The 13,815-nt window shown below is 64.3% G+C and carries 13 protein-coding genes; 4 read left to right on the top strand and 9 right to left on the bottom strand.

What is annotated here, in order from left to right; genetic code table 11:
- Positions 1-90 precede the first annotated feature (90 nt).
- Positions 91-1,377, top strand: a complete 1,287-nt coding sequence (locus ABIC16_RS08815; protein ID WP_354290788.1) for an MFS transporter — start codon at positions 91-93, stop codon at positions 1,375-1,377.
- 59 nt (positions 1,378-1,436) lie between these two features.
- Here the strand turns inward: ABIC16_RS08815 and scpC are convergent, their stop codons facing one another.
- The 6 genes from scpC to ABIC16_RS08785 all read right to left on the bottom strand — a co-directional run bounded on the left by scpC (position 1,437) and on the right by ABIC16_RS08785 (position 6,892).
- Positions 1,437-2,945, bottom strand: a complete 1,509-nt coding sequence (scpC, locus tag ABIC16_RS08810; protein ID WP_354290787.1) for a succinyl-CoA:acetate CoA-transferase ScpC — start codon at positions 2,943-2,945, stop codon at positions 1,437-1,439.
- A 37-nt stretch (positions 2,946-2,982) separates the two neighbouring features.
- Positions 2,983-3,534: a GNAT family N-acetyltransferase gene (locus ABIC16_RS08805; RefSeq protein WP_354290786.1), complete on the bottom strand. Its 552-nt coding sequence runs from the start codon at positions 3,532-3,534 to the stop codon at positions 2,983-2,985.
- A 128-nt stretch (positions 3,535-3,662) separates the two neighbouring features.
- Positions 3,663-4,337 carry a 2-dehydro-3-deoxy-6-phosphogalactonate aldolase gene (locus ABIC16_RS08800; protein ID WP_354290785.1) on the bottom strand — a complete coding sequence of 225 codons (675 nt, stop codon included), beginning with the start codon at positions 4,335-4,337 and terminating at the stop codon, positions 3,663-3,665.
- A 28-nt stretch (positions 4,338-4,365) separates the two neighbouring features.
- Positions 4,366-4,488 (bottom strand): DUF2474 domain-containing protein, encoded by a 123-nt coding sequence (locus ABIC16_RS08795; RefSeq protein WP_354290784.1) that lies wholly within the window; start codon positions 4,486-4,488, stop codon positions 4,366-4,368.
- A complete protein-coding gene (gene cydB / locus ABIC16_RS08790) occupies positions 4,488-5,495 on the bottom strand; it encodes a cytochrome d ubiquinol oxidase subunit II (RefSeq protein ID WP_354290783.1) in 1,008 nt (335 codons plus the stop codon). The genes ABIC16_RS08795 and cydB overlap by 1 nt, the downstream gene beginning before the upstream one ends.
- A gap of 5 nt (positions 5,496-5,500) precedes the next feature.
- Positions 5,501-6,892, bottom strand: coding sequence for a cytochrome ubiquinol oxidase subunit I (locus tag ABIC16_RS08785; RefSeq protein ID WP_354290782.1), 1,392 nt, complete (start codon positions 6,890-6,892; stop codon positions 5,501-5,503).
- A 309-nt stretch (positions 6,893-7,201) separates the two neighbouring features.
- Here ABIC16_RS08785 and hemA point away from each other — a divergent pair, with 309 nt between their 5' ends.
- Positions 7,202-8,416, top strand: a complete 1,215-nt coding sequence (gene hemA / locus ABIC16_RS08780) for a 5-aminolevulinate synthase (RefSeq protein ID WP_354290781.1) — start codon at positions 7,202-7,204, stop codon at positions 8,414-8,416.
- A gap of 138 nt (positions 8,417-8,554) precedes the next feature.
- The gene (gene asd / locus ABIC16_RS08775; protein WP_354290780.1) at positions 8,555-9,406 is read left to right on the top strand and encodes an archaetidylserine decarboxylase; all 852 of its coding nucleotides are present in this window, start codon (positions 8,555-8,557) and stop codon (positions 9,404-9,406) included.
- A gap of 19 nt (positions 9,407-9,425) precedes the next feature.
- On the opposite strand, the gene ABIC16_RS08770 is transcribed toward asd, so the two are convergent.
- Complete coding sequence (locus tag ABIC16_RS08770) at positions 9,426-9,857, bottom strand: Rrf2 family transcriptional regulator (protein WP_354290779.1); 432 nt, start codon at positions 9,855-9,857, stop codon at positions 9,426-9,428.
- 84 nt (positions 9,858-9,941) lie between these two features.
- Here ABIC16_RS08770 and ABIC16_RS08765 point away from each other — a divergent pair, with 84 nt between their 5' ends.
- Positions 9,942-10,721, top strand: coding sequence for a class I SAM-dependent methyltransferase (locus tag ABIC16_RS08765; protein ID WP_354290778.1), 780 nt, complete (start codon positions 9,942-9,944; stop codon positions 10,719-10,721).
- 65 nt (positions 10,722-10,786) lie between these two features.
- Here the strand turns inward: ABIC16_RS08765 and ABIC16_RS08760 are convergent, their stop codons facing one another.
- Positions 10,787-11,839 (bottom strand): DUF2332 domain-containing protein, encoded by a 1,053-nt coding sequence (locus ABIC16_RS08760; RefSeq protein ID WP_354290777.1) that lies wholly within the window; start codon positions 11,837-11,839, stop codon positions 10,787-10,789.
- Positions 11,840-11,890: 51 nt separating this feature from the next.
- A complete protein-coding gene (locus ABIC16_RS08755; RefSeq protein WP_277970739.1) occupies positions 11,891-13,738 on the bottom strand; it encodes a methyl-accepting chemotaxis protein in 1,848 nt (615 codons plus the stop codon).
- Between the last annotated feature and the right edge of the window lie 77 nt (positions 13,739-13,815).

The raw sequence follows: 13,815 nt of genomic DNA, 5'->3' as shown, positions 1-13,815 counted from the left end.
GCGGATCGCTCGTTCGTCACCAGGCGGCGATATCCCGAGCGAAACTGCCCGACCTTCGACACACGGCTAAACGCGCGATAGAGCCCAGATATGACGAACGCTCCCCCCCGCGCCGATCGTGCGCCGACCGCCGCCGCGTCGACGCGGCGTATCTTGCTGGCAAGCCTGATCGGTACGTCGGTCGAGTTCTACGATTTCTACATCTATGCGACGGCGGCGGCGCTGGTCTTCGGTCCGCTGTTCTTCCCGGCGGAAGATCCGGGAGTCCAATTGCTCGCGTCCTACGCCAGCTTCGGGCTCGCTTTTCTCGCGCGTCCACTGGGTGCCGCGGTGTTCGGTCATTTCGGCGACAGGCTCGGGCGGAAGTCCACACTCGTCGCGTCGCTGATGTTGATGGGCGGCTCGACCGTCGCGATCGCGTTCCTGCCGAGCTACGCGCAGATCGGCTGGGTCGCCCCGTTGCTGCTGTGCATCCTTCGTTTTGGACAGGGGTTGGGGCTCGGCGGCGAATGGGGCGGCGCATCGCTGCTGGCGGTAGAAAATGCGCCCAAGGGGCGTGAGAACCGGTGGGGAATGTTCCCCCCGCTCGGTGCCCCGATCGGGTTCATTGCGGCGAATGGCTTTTTCCTGATCCTCGGAGCCCTGTTGAGCGATCAGCAATTTCGGGACTGGGGCTGGCGGTTGCCGTTCCTTGCGAGCTCGGTCCTCGTTGGGCTTGGCTTGTGGGTGCGGCTCAAACTCACCGAGACGCCCGCGTTCCGGGAAGCCGCGGCGCACGACGCGCTCCCGCGCGTTCCGATCGCGCATTTGTTCGGCTCGCATCTGCGCGCGACGATCGCCGGGACGACGGGAGTCGTCGCGTGTTTCGCGCTATTCTACCTCACCACCGCCTTCGCGCTGAGCTACGGGACCACGACCCTCGGATACGGTCGCCAGGCCTTCCTCGGGGTCGAGATCGGTGCGATCCTGTTCCTCGCGCTCGGGGTTATCGTCGCCTGTACGCTGGCGGACCGGACCGGCGCGACGCGGATGCTGCGCTGGGGTTTCGTCGGGTGCGTGCTCTCGGGCATGCTGATGGGGCCGATGCTTGGGTCGGGCGCATTGTGGATCGTGTTCGTCTGGCTCGCCGCCTCGCTGTTCGCGATGGGCTTCGCCTATGGCCCGCTTGGCGGATGGCTGCCGTCGCTGTTCGAGCCGGGAGTGCGCTACACCGGCGTTTCGATCACGTTCAACCTGGGCGGCATCATCGGTGGCGCGCTGGCGCCGATCGCCGCCCAGGCGCTCGCGGCACAAGGCGGGCTATCGTTGGTTGGGGTGTATCTGGTCGCTGCCGGGGTGCTGAGCTTGGGCGGCCTGACGTTGCTCAAGACGCGCTAGGGGAGCGGACGGCGACCTTTTCCCGTTCTGAACGGTCGCCGCCTCCGCATCCGGCGCGGCTACATTCGCATGGTGCCGGTATCGATGTAGCGCTGATGCCAGGACAGCGCTTCACCCGGCAGCATCGGAGTCTGCTGGCCGTAGGAGCCTGCCCGGGCACGGCGGTAATAGTCGTTCAGTGCAGGACGGTAATCCGGATGCGCACAATTCTCGATAATCACCTGCGCGCGCTGCTTCGGGCTCAGCCCGCGTAGATCCGCCAGGCCCTGTTCGGTGACCAAGACCTGCACGTCCTGACTGATGTGGTCGACATGGCTGGCTTGCGGAACGATCGCCGATATAGCGCCGCCCTTGGCGATCGACGGGGTCATGAAGATCGAAACATAAGCGTTGCGCGCGAAATCGCCCGACCCGCCAATGCCGTTCTGGATTCGCGATCCCATGATATGGGTTGAGTTGACGTTCCCGTAGATGTCGGCTTCGATCAGCCCGTTCATCGCCAGACAGCCGAGACGACGGATCAGTTCAGGGTGATTGCTGATTTCCTGCGGCCGCAAGATCATCCTGTCGCGATACGTGCGCATGTTCGCGTTGAGCCGCGCGGCGGCTTCAGGGCTGAGCGAGAAGGCGGTTGCCGACGCCATGCGCAGCTTCCCCGAATCGAGCAGGTCGAGCATGCCGTCCTGGATCACTTCGGTGTAGGAGGTCATGTCCTCGAACGGCCCAGCGACAAGCCCGGTCAGCACGGCATTGGCAATGTTGCCGACGCCGGACTGAAGCGGCAGCAGTGTCGCGGGCAAGCGCCCCCGCGCCACTTCATGCCGATAGAACTCGATCAGATGGCCCGCGATCGCATGCGCGGCGGCATCGGGCGCAGCGAACGGCAGGTTGCGGTCGGGGGCGTCGGTCTCGACGATCGCGACGATCTTGGCAGGGTCCACCCGGAAATACGCTTCGCCGATCCGGTCATCGGGCCGCACCAGCGGGATCGGCACGCGGTGCGGCGGCAAGGCCGTACCGTAATAGATGTCGTGCATCCCCTCGAGCGCCGGGTTCTGCCAGCGATTGACCTCGAGAATGATCTGGTCGGCGCGGTCGAGCCAGGTCTTGTTGTTGCCGATCGAAGACGACGGGATCAGCGACCCGTCGGCCCGAATTCCCGACACTTCGACCACGGCGGTATCGAGCGGCCCGAGAAAGCCCTGCCACGCCATCGGCGCGACTTGGCTCAGATGCATGTCGAAATAGTCCATCTCGCCGCGGTTGATCTTCTCGCGTGCGATCGGGTCGGAGTTATACGGCAGGCGAAATTCGATGCCGTTCGCCTTGGCGAGCGCACCGTCGAGTTCGGGCCCGGTCGAGGCACCGGTCCATACGCGAATTTGAAACGCGTTGCCGAGCGCGTGTTCCGCCTCGATCCGTGCGGCGAGCGCAAGCGGAACCGCCTTGGGATAGCCCGATCCAGTAAAGCCACTCAGACCGACGGTACTTCCCGCAGTGATCAACCCGGCGGCCGCATCAGCGCTCATGATCCGGTCGCGAAGCTGCGCGCTAATTCTGCCTGTCATGATCGGGTCGTCCTTAACACGGCGTCGTTGGATGCGGTCACTTGGTTACGGCACCAATCGAACCAGGCAGACCATCGCGGCCCAGCGCGCGGCTGACGCACAACAACGTGCTGTCGCCCGGATAGGGTTCCACCGTAAAGCCCATGTCGCGCTCCACTTCGATCGCGGCATGGTTCGCGCGGCTCTCGATTGCCTCCAGCACCTTTACCCCATTGGCATCGGCGACGCGTGCGACATGCGCGAGCAACGCCCAGCCGATGCCGTTCGCCTTGAAGTCCTTGCGGATCGCAATGGCAACTTCGCCCCGGTCGAAATTCCGGTCACACGCAAGCATGGCGGTCGCGATCATCGTCGATCCATCGGAGGTGAAGGCGAGGAAGTTCTCCGACCAGCGGTGGTCGACATGCGTCAGCGCCGTGATCTGCGCCGGACCGACGTCGCTCAACGCGGTCAGGAAGCGGAAGCGCAAATCCTCGCGAGTCACGTGGGTGAAGAATTCTGCGACCGTGCCGTCGTCCGCCGGGCGGGCGGGACGAACCTGAAACGTGAAACCGCTACGAGTGGACAGTTGCTGGCTCGGCTGGATCATCGGGAGACCTTTCGCGCAGGGATGCCCCCGTTCTGGACGCTCCTGCGAAATGCTGCCTTGCCGCCGACCCACGCCCGACGCCAGAACGGAAACTACTTAGCTCGACCAATATCCGCCGCCATCGGCGATCACGCCTCGAACGCCCTTGATCGCGCGTATTCTTCGTCCGGGCGGCGCCACGCGGCGACGAAAGCGTCGGCGGATTGCCGGGTGGCAGCGGGCGATGCACCCGGCGCGTATAACGCCGAACCGAGACCGAAGCCCGAGGCACCGGCGGCCACATATTCCCGCATCGCCAAGGGCGTGATCCCACCTGTCGGGCATAAGAGCGTGTCGCCCATCACCGTCCGCCAAGCGCGCAACGTCGATGTGGCAAGCGTATCGGCGGGAAATATCTTCAGACCGTCCGCCCCGGCATCGATCGCGGCAAATCCCTCGGTCGGGGTGGCCACGCCCGGCAGCGTGAACAAACCAAGCGCTTTGGCGGCGCGGATCAACGCGACGTCGCCATGCGGCGTGACCATCAGGCGACCGCCGCAATCGACGAGGTGCCGCAGTTGGTCGACCGTGCGAACCGTCCCCGCCCCGACGACGACGTCCGGCCCTACCCGCTTCACCAGACTGGCGATGCTGACAAAGGCATCGGGCGACGTCAGCGGCACTTCGATCAGCCGAAAGCCAGCCTCGACCAGCGTATCGCCGGTTTCGTCGATTTCGGCGGGGGTGATGCCGCGCAGGATCGCGACCAGCGGCAAGGCCGCAAATGCTTGACCGAAGTCGGTCACACCGTCGTCATGTGTCATCGAATTTCCGTTCTGATGGAAGGAATACTCATGCGTGAAGCCAAAATCGGATCACCAACGACACCGCGCCGAGCGCCAGCACGCTGCCCAGCCAGATCAGCAGCATCCACCCGATCCGGCGCCACAGCGGGCGCGAGCAAGAGCCGGACATCAATGATATCCCGCCACGCCGGCTTTGCCGCGAAACACATAATAGGCCCAGGCGGTGTAGCCGATGATGACCGGAATGATGGTCACCGTTCCCACCAGCATGAAGACTAGGCTTCCCGCTGGCGCTGCCGCGTCCCAGATCGTCACGGCGCGCGGCACGACGTAAGGGAACATGCTGATCCCCAGCCCGGCAAACCCCAGCGCGAACAGGCCGAGCGTCAGCAGAAACGGCATCCGTTCCCCCCCGCGCTGGAGGCTACGGAAGAACAGCACGGCAGTGATGACCACCAGCAGCGGAACCTGCGCGGTAAGCAGGATGCCCGGGAAGGCGAGCCAGCGTCGCCAGTAATCGAACGCCAGAAGCGGCGTCGCGATGCTGACCGCGGCCATCGCCATCAGCATTGCGATGCCGAGCCCGAACGCCATCCGGCGCGCATGCGCCTGCGCAGCGCCTTCCGTCTTGCCGATCAGCCAGGTGGCGCCGAGCAGCGCATAGCCGATCAGCAGTGCCACGCCGGTCAGCACCGTGAACGGCGTCAGCCAATCGAGCCACCCGCCCCCATAGCCGCGCCCGACGACGTGAACGCCCTGCAGCACAGCGCCGAGCACCATGCCTTGCGCCAGCGTGGCGATCACCGACCCGGCGCAGAACGCGACATCCCACAGCGCGCGATGCCGTGGATCGCGCCAGCGGAACTCGAACGCGACACCGCGGAATACGAGACCGAGCAGCATCGCGATGACCAGCGGATAGGTTGCCGGGAGGATGATCGCATACGCCAGCGGAAACGCCGCCATCAGTCCGCCGCCGCCCAGCACCAGCCACGTTTCGTTGCCGTCCCACACCGGCGCGATCGAGTTCATTGCCTGATCGCGCTCATTGCCGACCGCAAAGCCCGGGAACAGGATGCCGATGCCGAGGTCGAAACCGTCCATCACGACGTAGGCGAAAATGGCGAACGCGAGGATCCCCGCCCAGATCGTCGCAAGATCGAAGAAATTGGACATTGGCGTCACTCCAGTCCAGCTGCGGGAACGAGCCCGGCTGCGCGTTGCGGAACGTGCGGCGGCTCGCTCTCGTGCGCTTGCGGGGCATGCGCCATCAGCCGCAGCAGATAATAGGTGCCCGCACCGAACACCGCGAAATAGACGATCACGAACGCGAGGAGCGACGTCGCCACTGCGGGCGCCGCGAGTGGCGATCGCGACTGCGCGGTGAGTAGATAACCGTACACCGTGTACGGCTGTCGCCCCACCTCGGTCGTCACCCAGCCGGCCAGCACCGCGATGAATCCAGTCGGCCCCATCGCGACGGCTGCACGATGCAGCCATGCCGTTTCATACAAGCGACCCCGCAGCCGCGCCCACAATCCCCATACCGCGAGGCCAAGCATCGCCATGCCGAGCCCGACCATGATCCGGAACGACCAGAAGACGATCGGTACGGGCGGCCATTTGGCGCGCGGGAAATCCTTGAGCCCTGGAAGCGGCGCGTTTGGCGAATGCTTCAGGATCAGCGAGCCGAGCTGCGGGATCTCGACCTTGTAATAGACCTTGGCGTCCTTCTGGCTCGGAATGCCGAACAGGATCAGCGGCGCGCCCTGCGGGCTGGGTTCGAAATCACCTTCCATCGCCAGGACCTTGGGGGTCTGGTGTTCGAGCGTGTTGAGCCCTTGCGTATCGCCCGCTAAAATCTGCAGCGGTGCAGCAATCGCGATCATGCCCATCGCCATAGCGAACATCTTGCGCGCACCCGGATTGCGCCGATCCCGCAGCAAGTGCCACGCACCGACTGCGGCGACGACCAGCGAGGTCGTGAGATACGCGGCGATCACGACGTGGACGAGGCGATACGGAATGCTCGGGTTGAAGATGATCGGCAGCCACGACCCAGCTGGCATGAATTGGCCTTTGGCGTTGATGACGAAACCGGCCGGGGTGTGCATCCAGCTGTTCGCCGCGGTGATCCAGGTTGCCGATATCAATGTCCCGAGGGCGACCATGCAGGTGGCGAAGAAGTGCAGCCCCTTGCCCACCTTGCTGATTCCGAACAGCATGACCCCCAGGAAACCCGCTTCGAGGAAAAAGGCGGTCAGAACTTCATAAGCCATCAGCGGCCCGACGATCGGCCCGGCCTTGTCCGAGAACACCGCCCAGTTGGTGCCGAACTGGTAGGACATGACGATCCCGGAGACGACGCCCATGCCGAACGTCACGGCGAAGATCTTGAGCCAGTAGCGATACAGGTTGGCGTACACGCCACTTCCCGTCTTCAGCCACAGACCCTCGAGTACCATCAGATAGCTGGCCAACCCGATCGAGAAAGCGGGGAAGACGAAATGGAACGAGATGGTGAACGCGAATTGCGCGCGCGCCAGCGTCAACGCATCGAAGCTGAAATCCATGACCGTCCTTTTACCGACAAGCGCCGGGGAGCGCGTTTATGTATGGCACAACGCCGCTTTGCACCGCTCTTCGATGCCATACAATAGGTCAGATTGTCCTACCGACCGCTTCCAAGGTCGGTAAACCTCGACTATCTCCGCCCAGCAAAGCAGCGGGAAACAGGATCTCTTTCCTTGTATGGTGTATTTTCGATATTGCATGCAGACATATACCATACATATATGTTGTCCGGTGCCCCAGACCGCATTTCTCGTTCGGGCACGTATCACGGTCGATCGCGACCTAGGCACTGATTCAGGACACGTATCATGAATCTATTTTCGCATTTCGAAGCGTTGCTCACCCAGACCAAGCTCGACGGTCGCTATCGCACCTTCGTGGAGCTCGAACGCATCGTCGGCGCGTTCCCGAAGGCGATCTGGCACAGCCCACACGGCGCGACGGAAGTAACCGTCTGGTGCAGCAACGACTATCTGGGCATGGGCCAGGACCCCGCCGTGCTGACCGCGATGCATGAGACGATCGCCACCTCCGGCGCCGGTGCCGGCGGCACGCGCAACATCTCGGGCACCAACCGCCAGCATGTCGCGCTCGAGGCGGAGCTGGCCAGCTTGCATGACAAGGATGCGGCGCTGGTCTTCACCTCGGGCTGGATCTCCAATCTCGCCAGCCTCGGCACGCTCGGTAAACTGCTCCCCGGCTGTGCGATCTTTTCCGACGCGCTCAACCATAATTCGATGATCGAAGGAATCCGGCGCTCGGGCGCCGAACGGTTCATCTTTGCCCACAACGATCTCGCCGACCTCGAACGATTGCTCCAGTCGGTCGACCCCGCCCGGCCGAAGATCATCGCGTTCGAAAGCGTCTATTCAATGGACGGCGACATCGCGCCAATCTCGGCAATCTGCGACCTAGCCGACCGCTATGACGCGCTCACCTATCTCGACGAAGTGCATGCCGTCGGCATGTATGGCGCGACCGGCGCCGGTGTCGCGCAGCGCGACGGCGTCGCTGACAGGGTCACGCTGATCGAAGGAACCCTTGCCAAAGCATTTGGCGTAATGGGGGGCTATGTTGCGGGGCCGGATCTGCTGATCGATGTGATCCGCAGTTTCGCCGACAGCTTCATCTTCACGACGTCGCTCTGCCCGCACCTCGCGGCAGGCGCGCTCGCCGCGGTCCGTCGCCTGAAGGAAGATCCAACGCTTCGCGAACGGCAGCAAGCGAATGCGACTCGCCTGAAGACGCTGCTACGCGCTGCGGGTTTCACGCTCAGCGCGACGCAAAGCCACCTTGTTCCCGTACTGATCGGCGACGCGCATCTGTGTCGGGCGATGAGCACCTATCTGCTCGAACACCACGCGCTCTACGTCCAGCCGATCAACTATCCGACGGTTCCGGTCGGACAGGAGCGGCTGCGGATCACCCCGACGCCGGCGCACAGCGACGCGGACATCGAGGACCTTGTCGCGGCCCTCGTCGAGGCTCGAGCGGCTTGTTCCGAGAGGGCGCTTGCCGCGTAGACGGGAGATCCGGCGTCTCCTGTCTCGCCGCGAGCTCATCACCACGCATCGCGGCCCATCGCCATGCCCGTAGCATTCAGAAGGTCGACCTGCCCGCTTCTGCCGTTACAGGTGTGTCGTCGATGTTACGAGGTTCTGATGCCCGACCGCTTGAAGATACTTCTCCAGCACATGCTGCCCAAGCAGCGCCTGACCACGCTCGCGGGCCGAATCGCTGGAGCGGAGGGCGGGGCGTGGACCACCAGACTGATCCACTGGTTCGTCCGCACATATGCCGTCGACATGAGCGAAGCCGCAAATTCGGACGTCGCAAGCTACAAGAGTTTCAACGACTTCTTCACCCGCCCCCTCAAAGTCGGCAGCCGCCCGATCGCGACTGCCGATTTCGTGTGTCCGGTCGATGGCGCGATCAGCCAGTTCGGGACCATCGATGACGACCAGATCGTCCAGGCCAAGGGGCATCGCTTTACGACCACAGACCTGGTCGGCGGGGACGCTGCGCTCGCGGGGCAGCTCCGCCATGGCGCGTTCGCCAATTTGTACCTTTCCCCCAAGGACTATCATCGCTTGCACATGCCGTGCGACGGCACGCTCACGCGGATGATTCACGTGCCGGGGAAGTTCTTCTCGGTAAACCCGACCACGGCGCGCGGCGTGCCCAACCTGTTTGCCCGCAATGAACGGGTCGTCTGCGTCTTCGCATCGCCGGAACATGGGCCGTTCGTGATGGTGCTGGTCGGGGCGACGATCGTCGGGAGCATCGCAACCGTCTGGCATGGCGTGGTCAATCGAAAGCGTACCAGGACGCCGTCCGAATGGACCTATACCGATCAGGACATCGTCTTGAAAAAGGGCGCGGAGATGGGCCGTTTCCTACTCGGTTCGACGGTCGTGATGCTCTTTCAGCAGGGCGCGATCACGTTCAACGAAGACTGGGCGCCGGAGCGACCAGTTCGGCTTGGCGAGCGGATGGGCGACAGCGCGGCCTGAGCGATAGGCACGGCGCGTTCTAATCGGGTGGATTGCACCGCACGTCGAAACTTCCGGCCAATTCCGCCAGACTTACCGCGCCCAACCGGGCGACCAACAGCGCCTCCGCCTCCCGCAGCGCCCCCTCGACCGCGGCGTTGACGACCTTTTCGACCGCGCAGTCGGCGTTCGGATGTTCGTTTCCGATCGCGAACAGGCGGGGACCACCTACCGCGCGGTGGACATCCAGCAGCGACACGCTCGCCAGGTCCGTCGCGATCGCCCAGCCACCGCCATGCCCCTTTTCCGACCGCACATATCCCGCATCGCGCAAGCCGGCCATCGTGCGGCGCACAACGACCGGGTTGGTTCCGAGCATTCGCGCGATCGCGTCGGAGGTCATCGGGCCGTCATGCCGTGCCATGTGGAGCAGCACGTGGAGCATGCGGGAAAGGCGGCTATCGTTGCGCACGTTGAGGTCCTTCGCATGTCAAACACGATTGGCAAACGCGCGTTATCACGATACTTATGATGTTACGTGATTCGGAGTCTCCCTATGCCTGCGTTCGACGATCCTCACCATTGGGACACGGTTGCCCAGCATTATGAAAAGACCGCGCATCCCTTCACCGGCCTATATGCCCAAGCAGCAATCGAGCGGGTTCCCCTGACGGCGGACAGCCGCGTTCTTGACGTTGCAGCCGGTACGGGTGCGCTGGCGTTGATTGCAGCCAGGACGGGCGCGCACGTCGTCGCCACCGACTTTTCGCCTGCGATGGTCGCCCGCATCGCGGCGGCAAACGTGCCCAATATCGAGCCTCTCGTCATGGACGGACAAGCGCTTGCGCTGGAAGATGGCAGCTTTGACGCGGTTTTCTCGATCTTTGGCGTCGTTATGTTTCCCGATTGGCGCAAAGGTCTGGCCGAAATGGCGCGCGTGACGCGCCCCGGCGGATACGGCGTGATCGCGACATGGCAGGATCGCGGGGCCGCGACCTTCCTGCTGCTGGGTCAGATCCGTCAGAAGCTTTTCCCCGAACGGGACGGTATGACCATGCCCGACGCGATCAGAGCGCTGAGCAACCCGGACGCGCTTGCGCGCGAACTGACGACCGCGGGATATCGCGCGCCGCATGTCGAGCACGTCACGCGGGACTTCGCGCTCGAACTGGACGCGCTCGCCGAGCCCGACACGCTGTTCGGCATGTCTCCCGACTGGACGAGCCTGAGCGACGCGGAGAAAGCAGCGGTGGTCCGCGAAGTTCGGACCATGGCGGGCGACCGCACGATCCTGCCGGTTCCATCGACCGCGCTGATCGCCGTGGCCCGGCGGTAAGCCAGCGTCGAACGTCTTGCAGGCCGTCAGGCCGCGGGCGTTCGACGCTTTTGTTTCAGGTCACCCTAACGGGCCGTTCCGGCCCGCCAATCGATCCACTCCCCATAAGCGTGGCAGATCGCCAACACCCGCGTCTCGCCCCCCGGCCAGCATGTCAGGCAAAGCTGCACTTCGTCGCGCGTTTGTGACCATTCGAAGCTGATCCACGCCAGTGGCCGCTCGATTATCGCGCGCGCACCGGCGTGGCGGATCGTGGCGATGATGACATCCCGGTCCCGCGCGGACAGATATTGCAACACCATCGAATGGTAGACGACCCGACACTGCCCAACGGGTTGTGCCTCCTCCAGTCGCGCCGCCAGCCAGGGAAGGGCGTTCGCATGATCGACTCGTGGCGGGTATCGCAGCGCCAACGCGAGTGCCGCTTCCAGCCGCCGCGCGCGATGCGGTTGATCCGCCCAGACATAGGACAGCAACCGATCCCGCGTGCCCGCCTCGCTTGCCTTGAGCGGGTTCAGATCGACCCCGCGAGCGGCAATCACGTCGAGCGGTGCGGGGGGCGGATTCGCGCCCGACCATTTCGGCGCGATCTGCACCGGCGAGCCGCCGACGCCCGCCGAAATGCCCCCAAGATCATAACCATAGCGGCCAAGGTTCAGATTGAGTCCACAACTGGAACCGATCTCGAACAGTTCGAACGGCATGCCGAACGTCTGATAGGCCACCATCAATGCCGCGGCGATCGCGGCGGATCGCCCGACTTCGTTGGTCTGCGGGGTATCCTGCATCGACACCGCGATGACATCGTCGGATGCGGCGAGCGCCGCACCGATCGCCCCGTCGAAGTCGTCATGCTGCTGCGTGTACAGCGCGGTCAGCGCCGGCTGGCGACCGGCGCGTGCGATCGCGTGGAGCGCGGCGTTGAACCGCATCGCAACTGCGTCGGAGCCGGTCTCCCCGGGCCAGTCGCGGATCAGCGCCGCCGTGCGCGGCGCGTGCGGCAACTGGCGCTCTCCGGCTTCGAGCACTGCCGCGACGAACGGCGATCCCAACGCACGCGCGACTTCGGCAAATCGCCCTAGCTCCCCGCGTTCGGGAGAAGACGTGATCCTATGCATATCGGTTCCCAGAGGGCCGCAATGCGACCGAGGCAGTGACGAGAACCGGGATCAGAAGGACTGCCAGTCGTCCGCGCCGGCATCCGGCCGGACCAATTTGGCGACCGCCGCCGCCGGAAGCTGCTTCACCGGTCCGGAAAAACGCGCCTGGCTTGCGTTTGGCACCGCCTTCACCGGGCCGCCGACGTTGAAGCGGGCAGCATGTTCGGACAGGAGGTTCACTTCCGTGGCGAGACTGCGCGCAGCGGCAGAGGTTTCCTCGACCATCGCCGCATTCTGCTGGGTCGCATGATCCATGGTCGAGATTGCCGCGCTGATTTGCGTGATCGCGCTCGACTGGGTCTGATTGTCCGTCGCGATCGCCCCGAGCAGCTCGTTCACGTCGCTGACGCCAGCGGTGATGTCGGCGAGCGCGGCATCGACCTTGTGCACCGCCTCGACTGCGGTGACGATGTCGGTCTGCGTCGCGCTCAACTGGTCGCGCGCGCGACCGGCTTCCTCCTCGGCGCGCATCGCCAGCGCCGAAACGAGATCGGCGACGACCGCGAACCCGCGTCCGGCATCCCCCGCACGCCCGGCCTCTACCGCCGCATTCATCGCCAACACGCGTGTCTGGAAGGCGATCTTGTCGAGCCCCTCGATCACGCTGTCGATCCCCTTGGCACTGTCGGACACCCGGCTCATTGCCTCCACTGCCTCGTCCGCAGTCGAGCGGCCCTCGGCCACCGTGGCCATCGTGCCGTTGGCGCGTTCGGCGGTTCGGTTGGCGGCCTCGGCGGTGTTCTTCAGACGTCCGTCCATCTGGACGACCGCGGCCGACGTCTCTTCGAGGTTCGACGCGTTGCTCTCGGTCCGACGCGCAAGATCCTCCGATGCTTGCGCGATCTCGACTGATCCGGTCCGGATCGACGTGGTTGATTCCCGCACCGAGGAAATCAGGTCGCGCAGGGCGACCACCGCTGCGTTGAAATTCGTCTTTACCGCGGCATAGGTGCTCGGGAAGTCGCGGGTAATCTCGGCGGTGAGATTGCCCTCCGCGACCTCCGACAGATGCAGCGAGACCGTGTCGACGACCATCTGCTGTTCTGCCTCCGCGCGCGCTGCGCCCCGGTCGGCAGCTTCCTTTGCAACCGCCGCATCGCGAAACACCAGCACGGCCCGCGCCATATCGCCCAGTTCGTCGCTCCGATCGAGGTCGGGCACCGAGAGATCGTTCTTGCCCGCCGCGAGATCCGCCATTGTCTTGGTCAGGCGTGATACCGGCTGCGCGATCAGGCGGCTGAGGACGAAAGCGAGCGTGACGGCGATCGCGATCAACGCCATTCCGCCAATAACCAGCACGGTCACGGCTGCCGCAATAGCGGATTGCTGGCTCGCCGAATTCTTCTCGATCAATGCGATTTCGGCGTCACGAATATCGCGCAGCGGCAGCACGGCTGCCGTCGTCAGCACTGCCTTCCCAGCCGCACGCACCTCGGCCTCCGCGCGCTCGCGCTCGCCTGCCTTGACGAGATCGATCAGACGGTCGCCCCACGCCTTGCGCCAGTCGAGCGTCGCCGCGCGCGACTTGAGAAGTGCGGCGTGCAACTCCGGTTGGGTCAAGAGGGTCTCAAGCTCTTCCGACGCGGCGTCATAGTCGCCCTGGGCTTCGGTGTAGGATTTCAGATACGTGGGGTCGGCCGTGACGAGGAAACCGCGCATCTGGCTGTTCTGGCGCAGCAGCGACGTTTCCAGCGTGAGCGCCTTGGCATGAATACCCTGGCTGAGATTGTTGCCATCAGAGGCGTGGCGGATTGCCGTGATGTTCGTGAAGAACACCCCCATCATCGCCGCTGCCGAGATACAGATGATCAGGAAAGAGAGCGCCAGCTTCCTCGGGATCTTCATGGATTTGAACATCAAAAGACTTTCGATAGGTAATGGCCGGCATTGCGGACGCCGGGGTGAACTTCCGAGACTGGGGCTCCGGGCACGCT

The organism is Sphingomonas sp. PvP055 (assembly GCF_040546365.1).
Taxonomy (GTDB): Bacteria; Pseudomonadota; Alphaproteobacteria; order Sphingomonadales; family Sphingomonadaceae; genus Sphingomonas; species Sphingomonas echinoides_A.
This window is presented reverse-complemented; position numbering and strand designations above follow the sequence as displayed.

Bases quoted from the DNA above. Each gene is read 5' to 3' on its own strand.
- cydB (WP_354290783.1), bottom strand. From the start codon at position 5,495: ATGTCCAATTTCTTCGATCTTGCGACGATCTGGGCGGGGATCCTCGCG.
- scpC (WP_354290787.1), bottom strand. From the start codon at position 2,945: ATGACAGGCAGAATTAGCGCGCAGCTTCGCGACCGGATCATGAGCGCT.
- ABIC16_RS08765 (WP_354290778.1), top strand. From the start codon at position 9,942: ATGCCTGCGTTCGACGATCCTCACCATTGGGACACGGTTGCCCAGCAT.
- asd (WP_354290780.1), top strand. From the start codon at position 8,555: ATGCCCGACCGCTTGAAGATACTTCTCCAGCACATGCTGCCCAAGCAG.
- ABIC16_RS08800 (WP_354290785.1), bottom strand. From the start codon at position 4,337: ATGACACATGACGACGGTGTGACCGACTTCGGTCAAGCATTTGCGGCC.
- hemA (WP_354290781.1), top strand. From the start codon at position 7,202: ATGAATCTATTTTCGCATTTCGAAGCGTTGCTCACCCAGACCAAGCTC.
- ABIC16_RS08755 (WP_277970739.1), bottom strand. From the start codon at position 13,738: ATGTTCAAATCCATGAAGATCCCGAGGAAGCTGGCGCTCTCTTTCCTG.
- ABIC16_RS08815 (WP_354290788.1), top strand. From the start codon at position 91: ATGACGAACGCTCCCCCCCGCGCCGATCGTGCGCCGACCGCCGCCGCG.
- ABIC16_RS08760 (WP_354290777.1), bottom strand. From the start codon at position 11,839: ATGCATAGGATCACGTCTTCTCCCGAACGCGGGGAGCTAGGGCGATTT.
- ABIC16_RS08795 (WP_354290784.1), bottom strand. From the start codon at position 4,488: ATGTCCGGCTCTTGCTCGCGCCCGCTGTGGCGCCGGATCGGGTGGATG.
- ABIC16_RS08805 (WP_354290786.1), bottom strand. From the start codon at position 3,534: ATGATCCAGCCGAGCCAGCAACTGTCCACTCGTAGCGGTTTCACGTTT.
- ABIC16_RS08785 (WP_354290782.1), bottom strand. From the start codon at position 6,892: ATGGATTTCAGCTTCGATGCGTTGACGCTGGCGCGCGCGCAATTCGCG.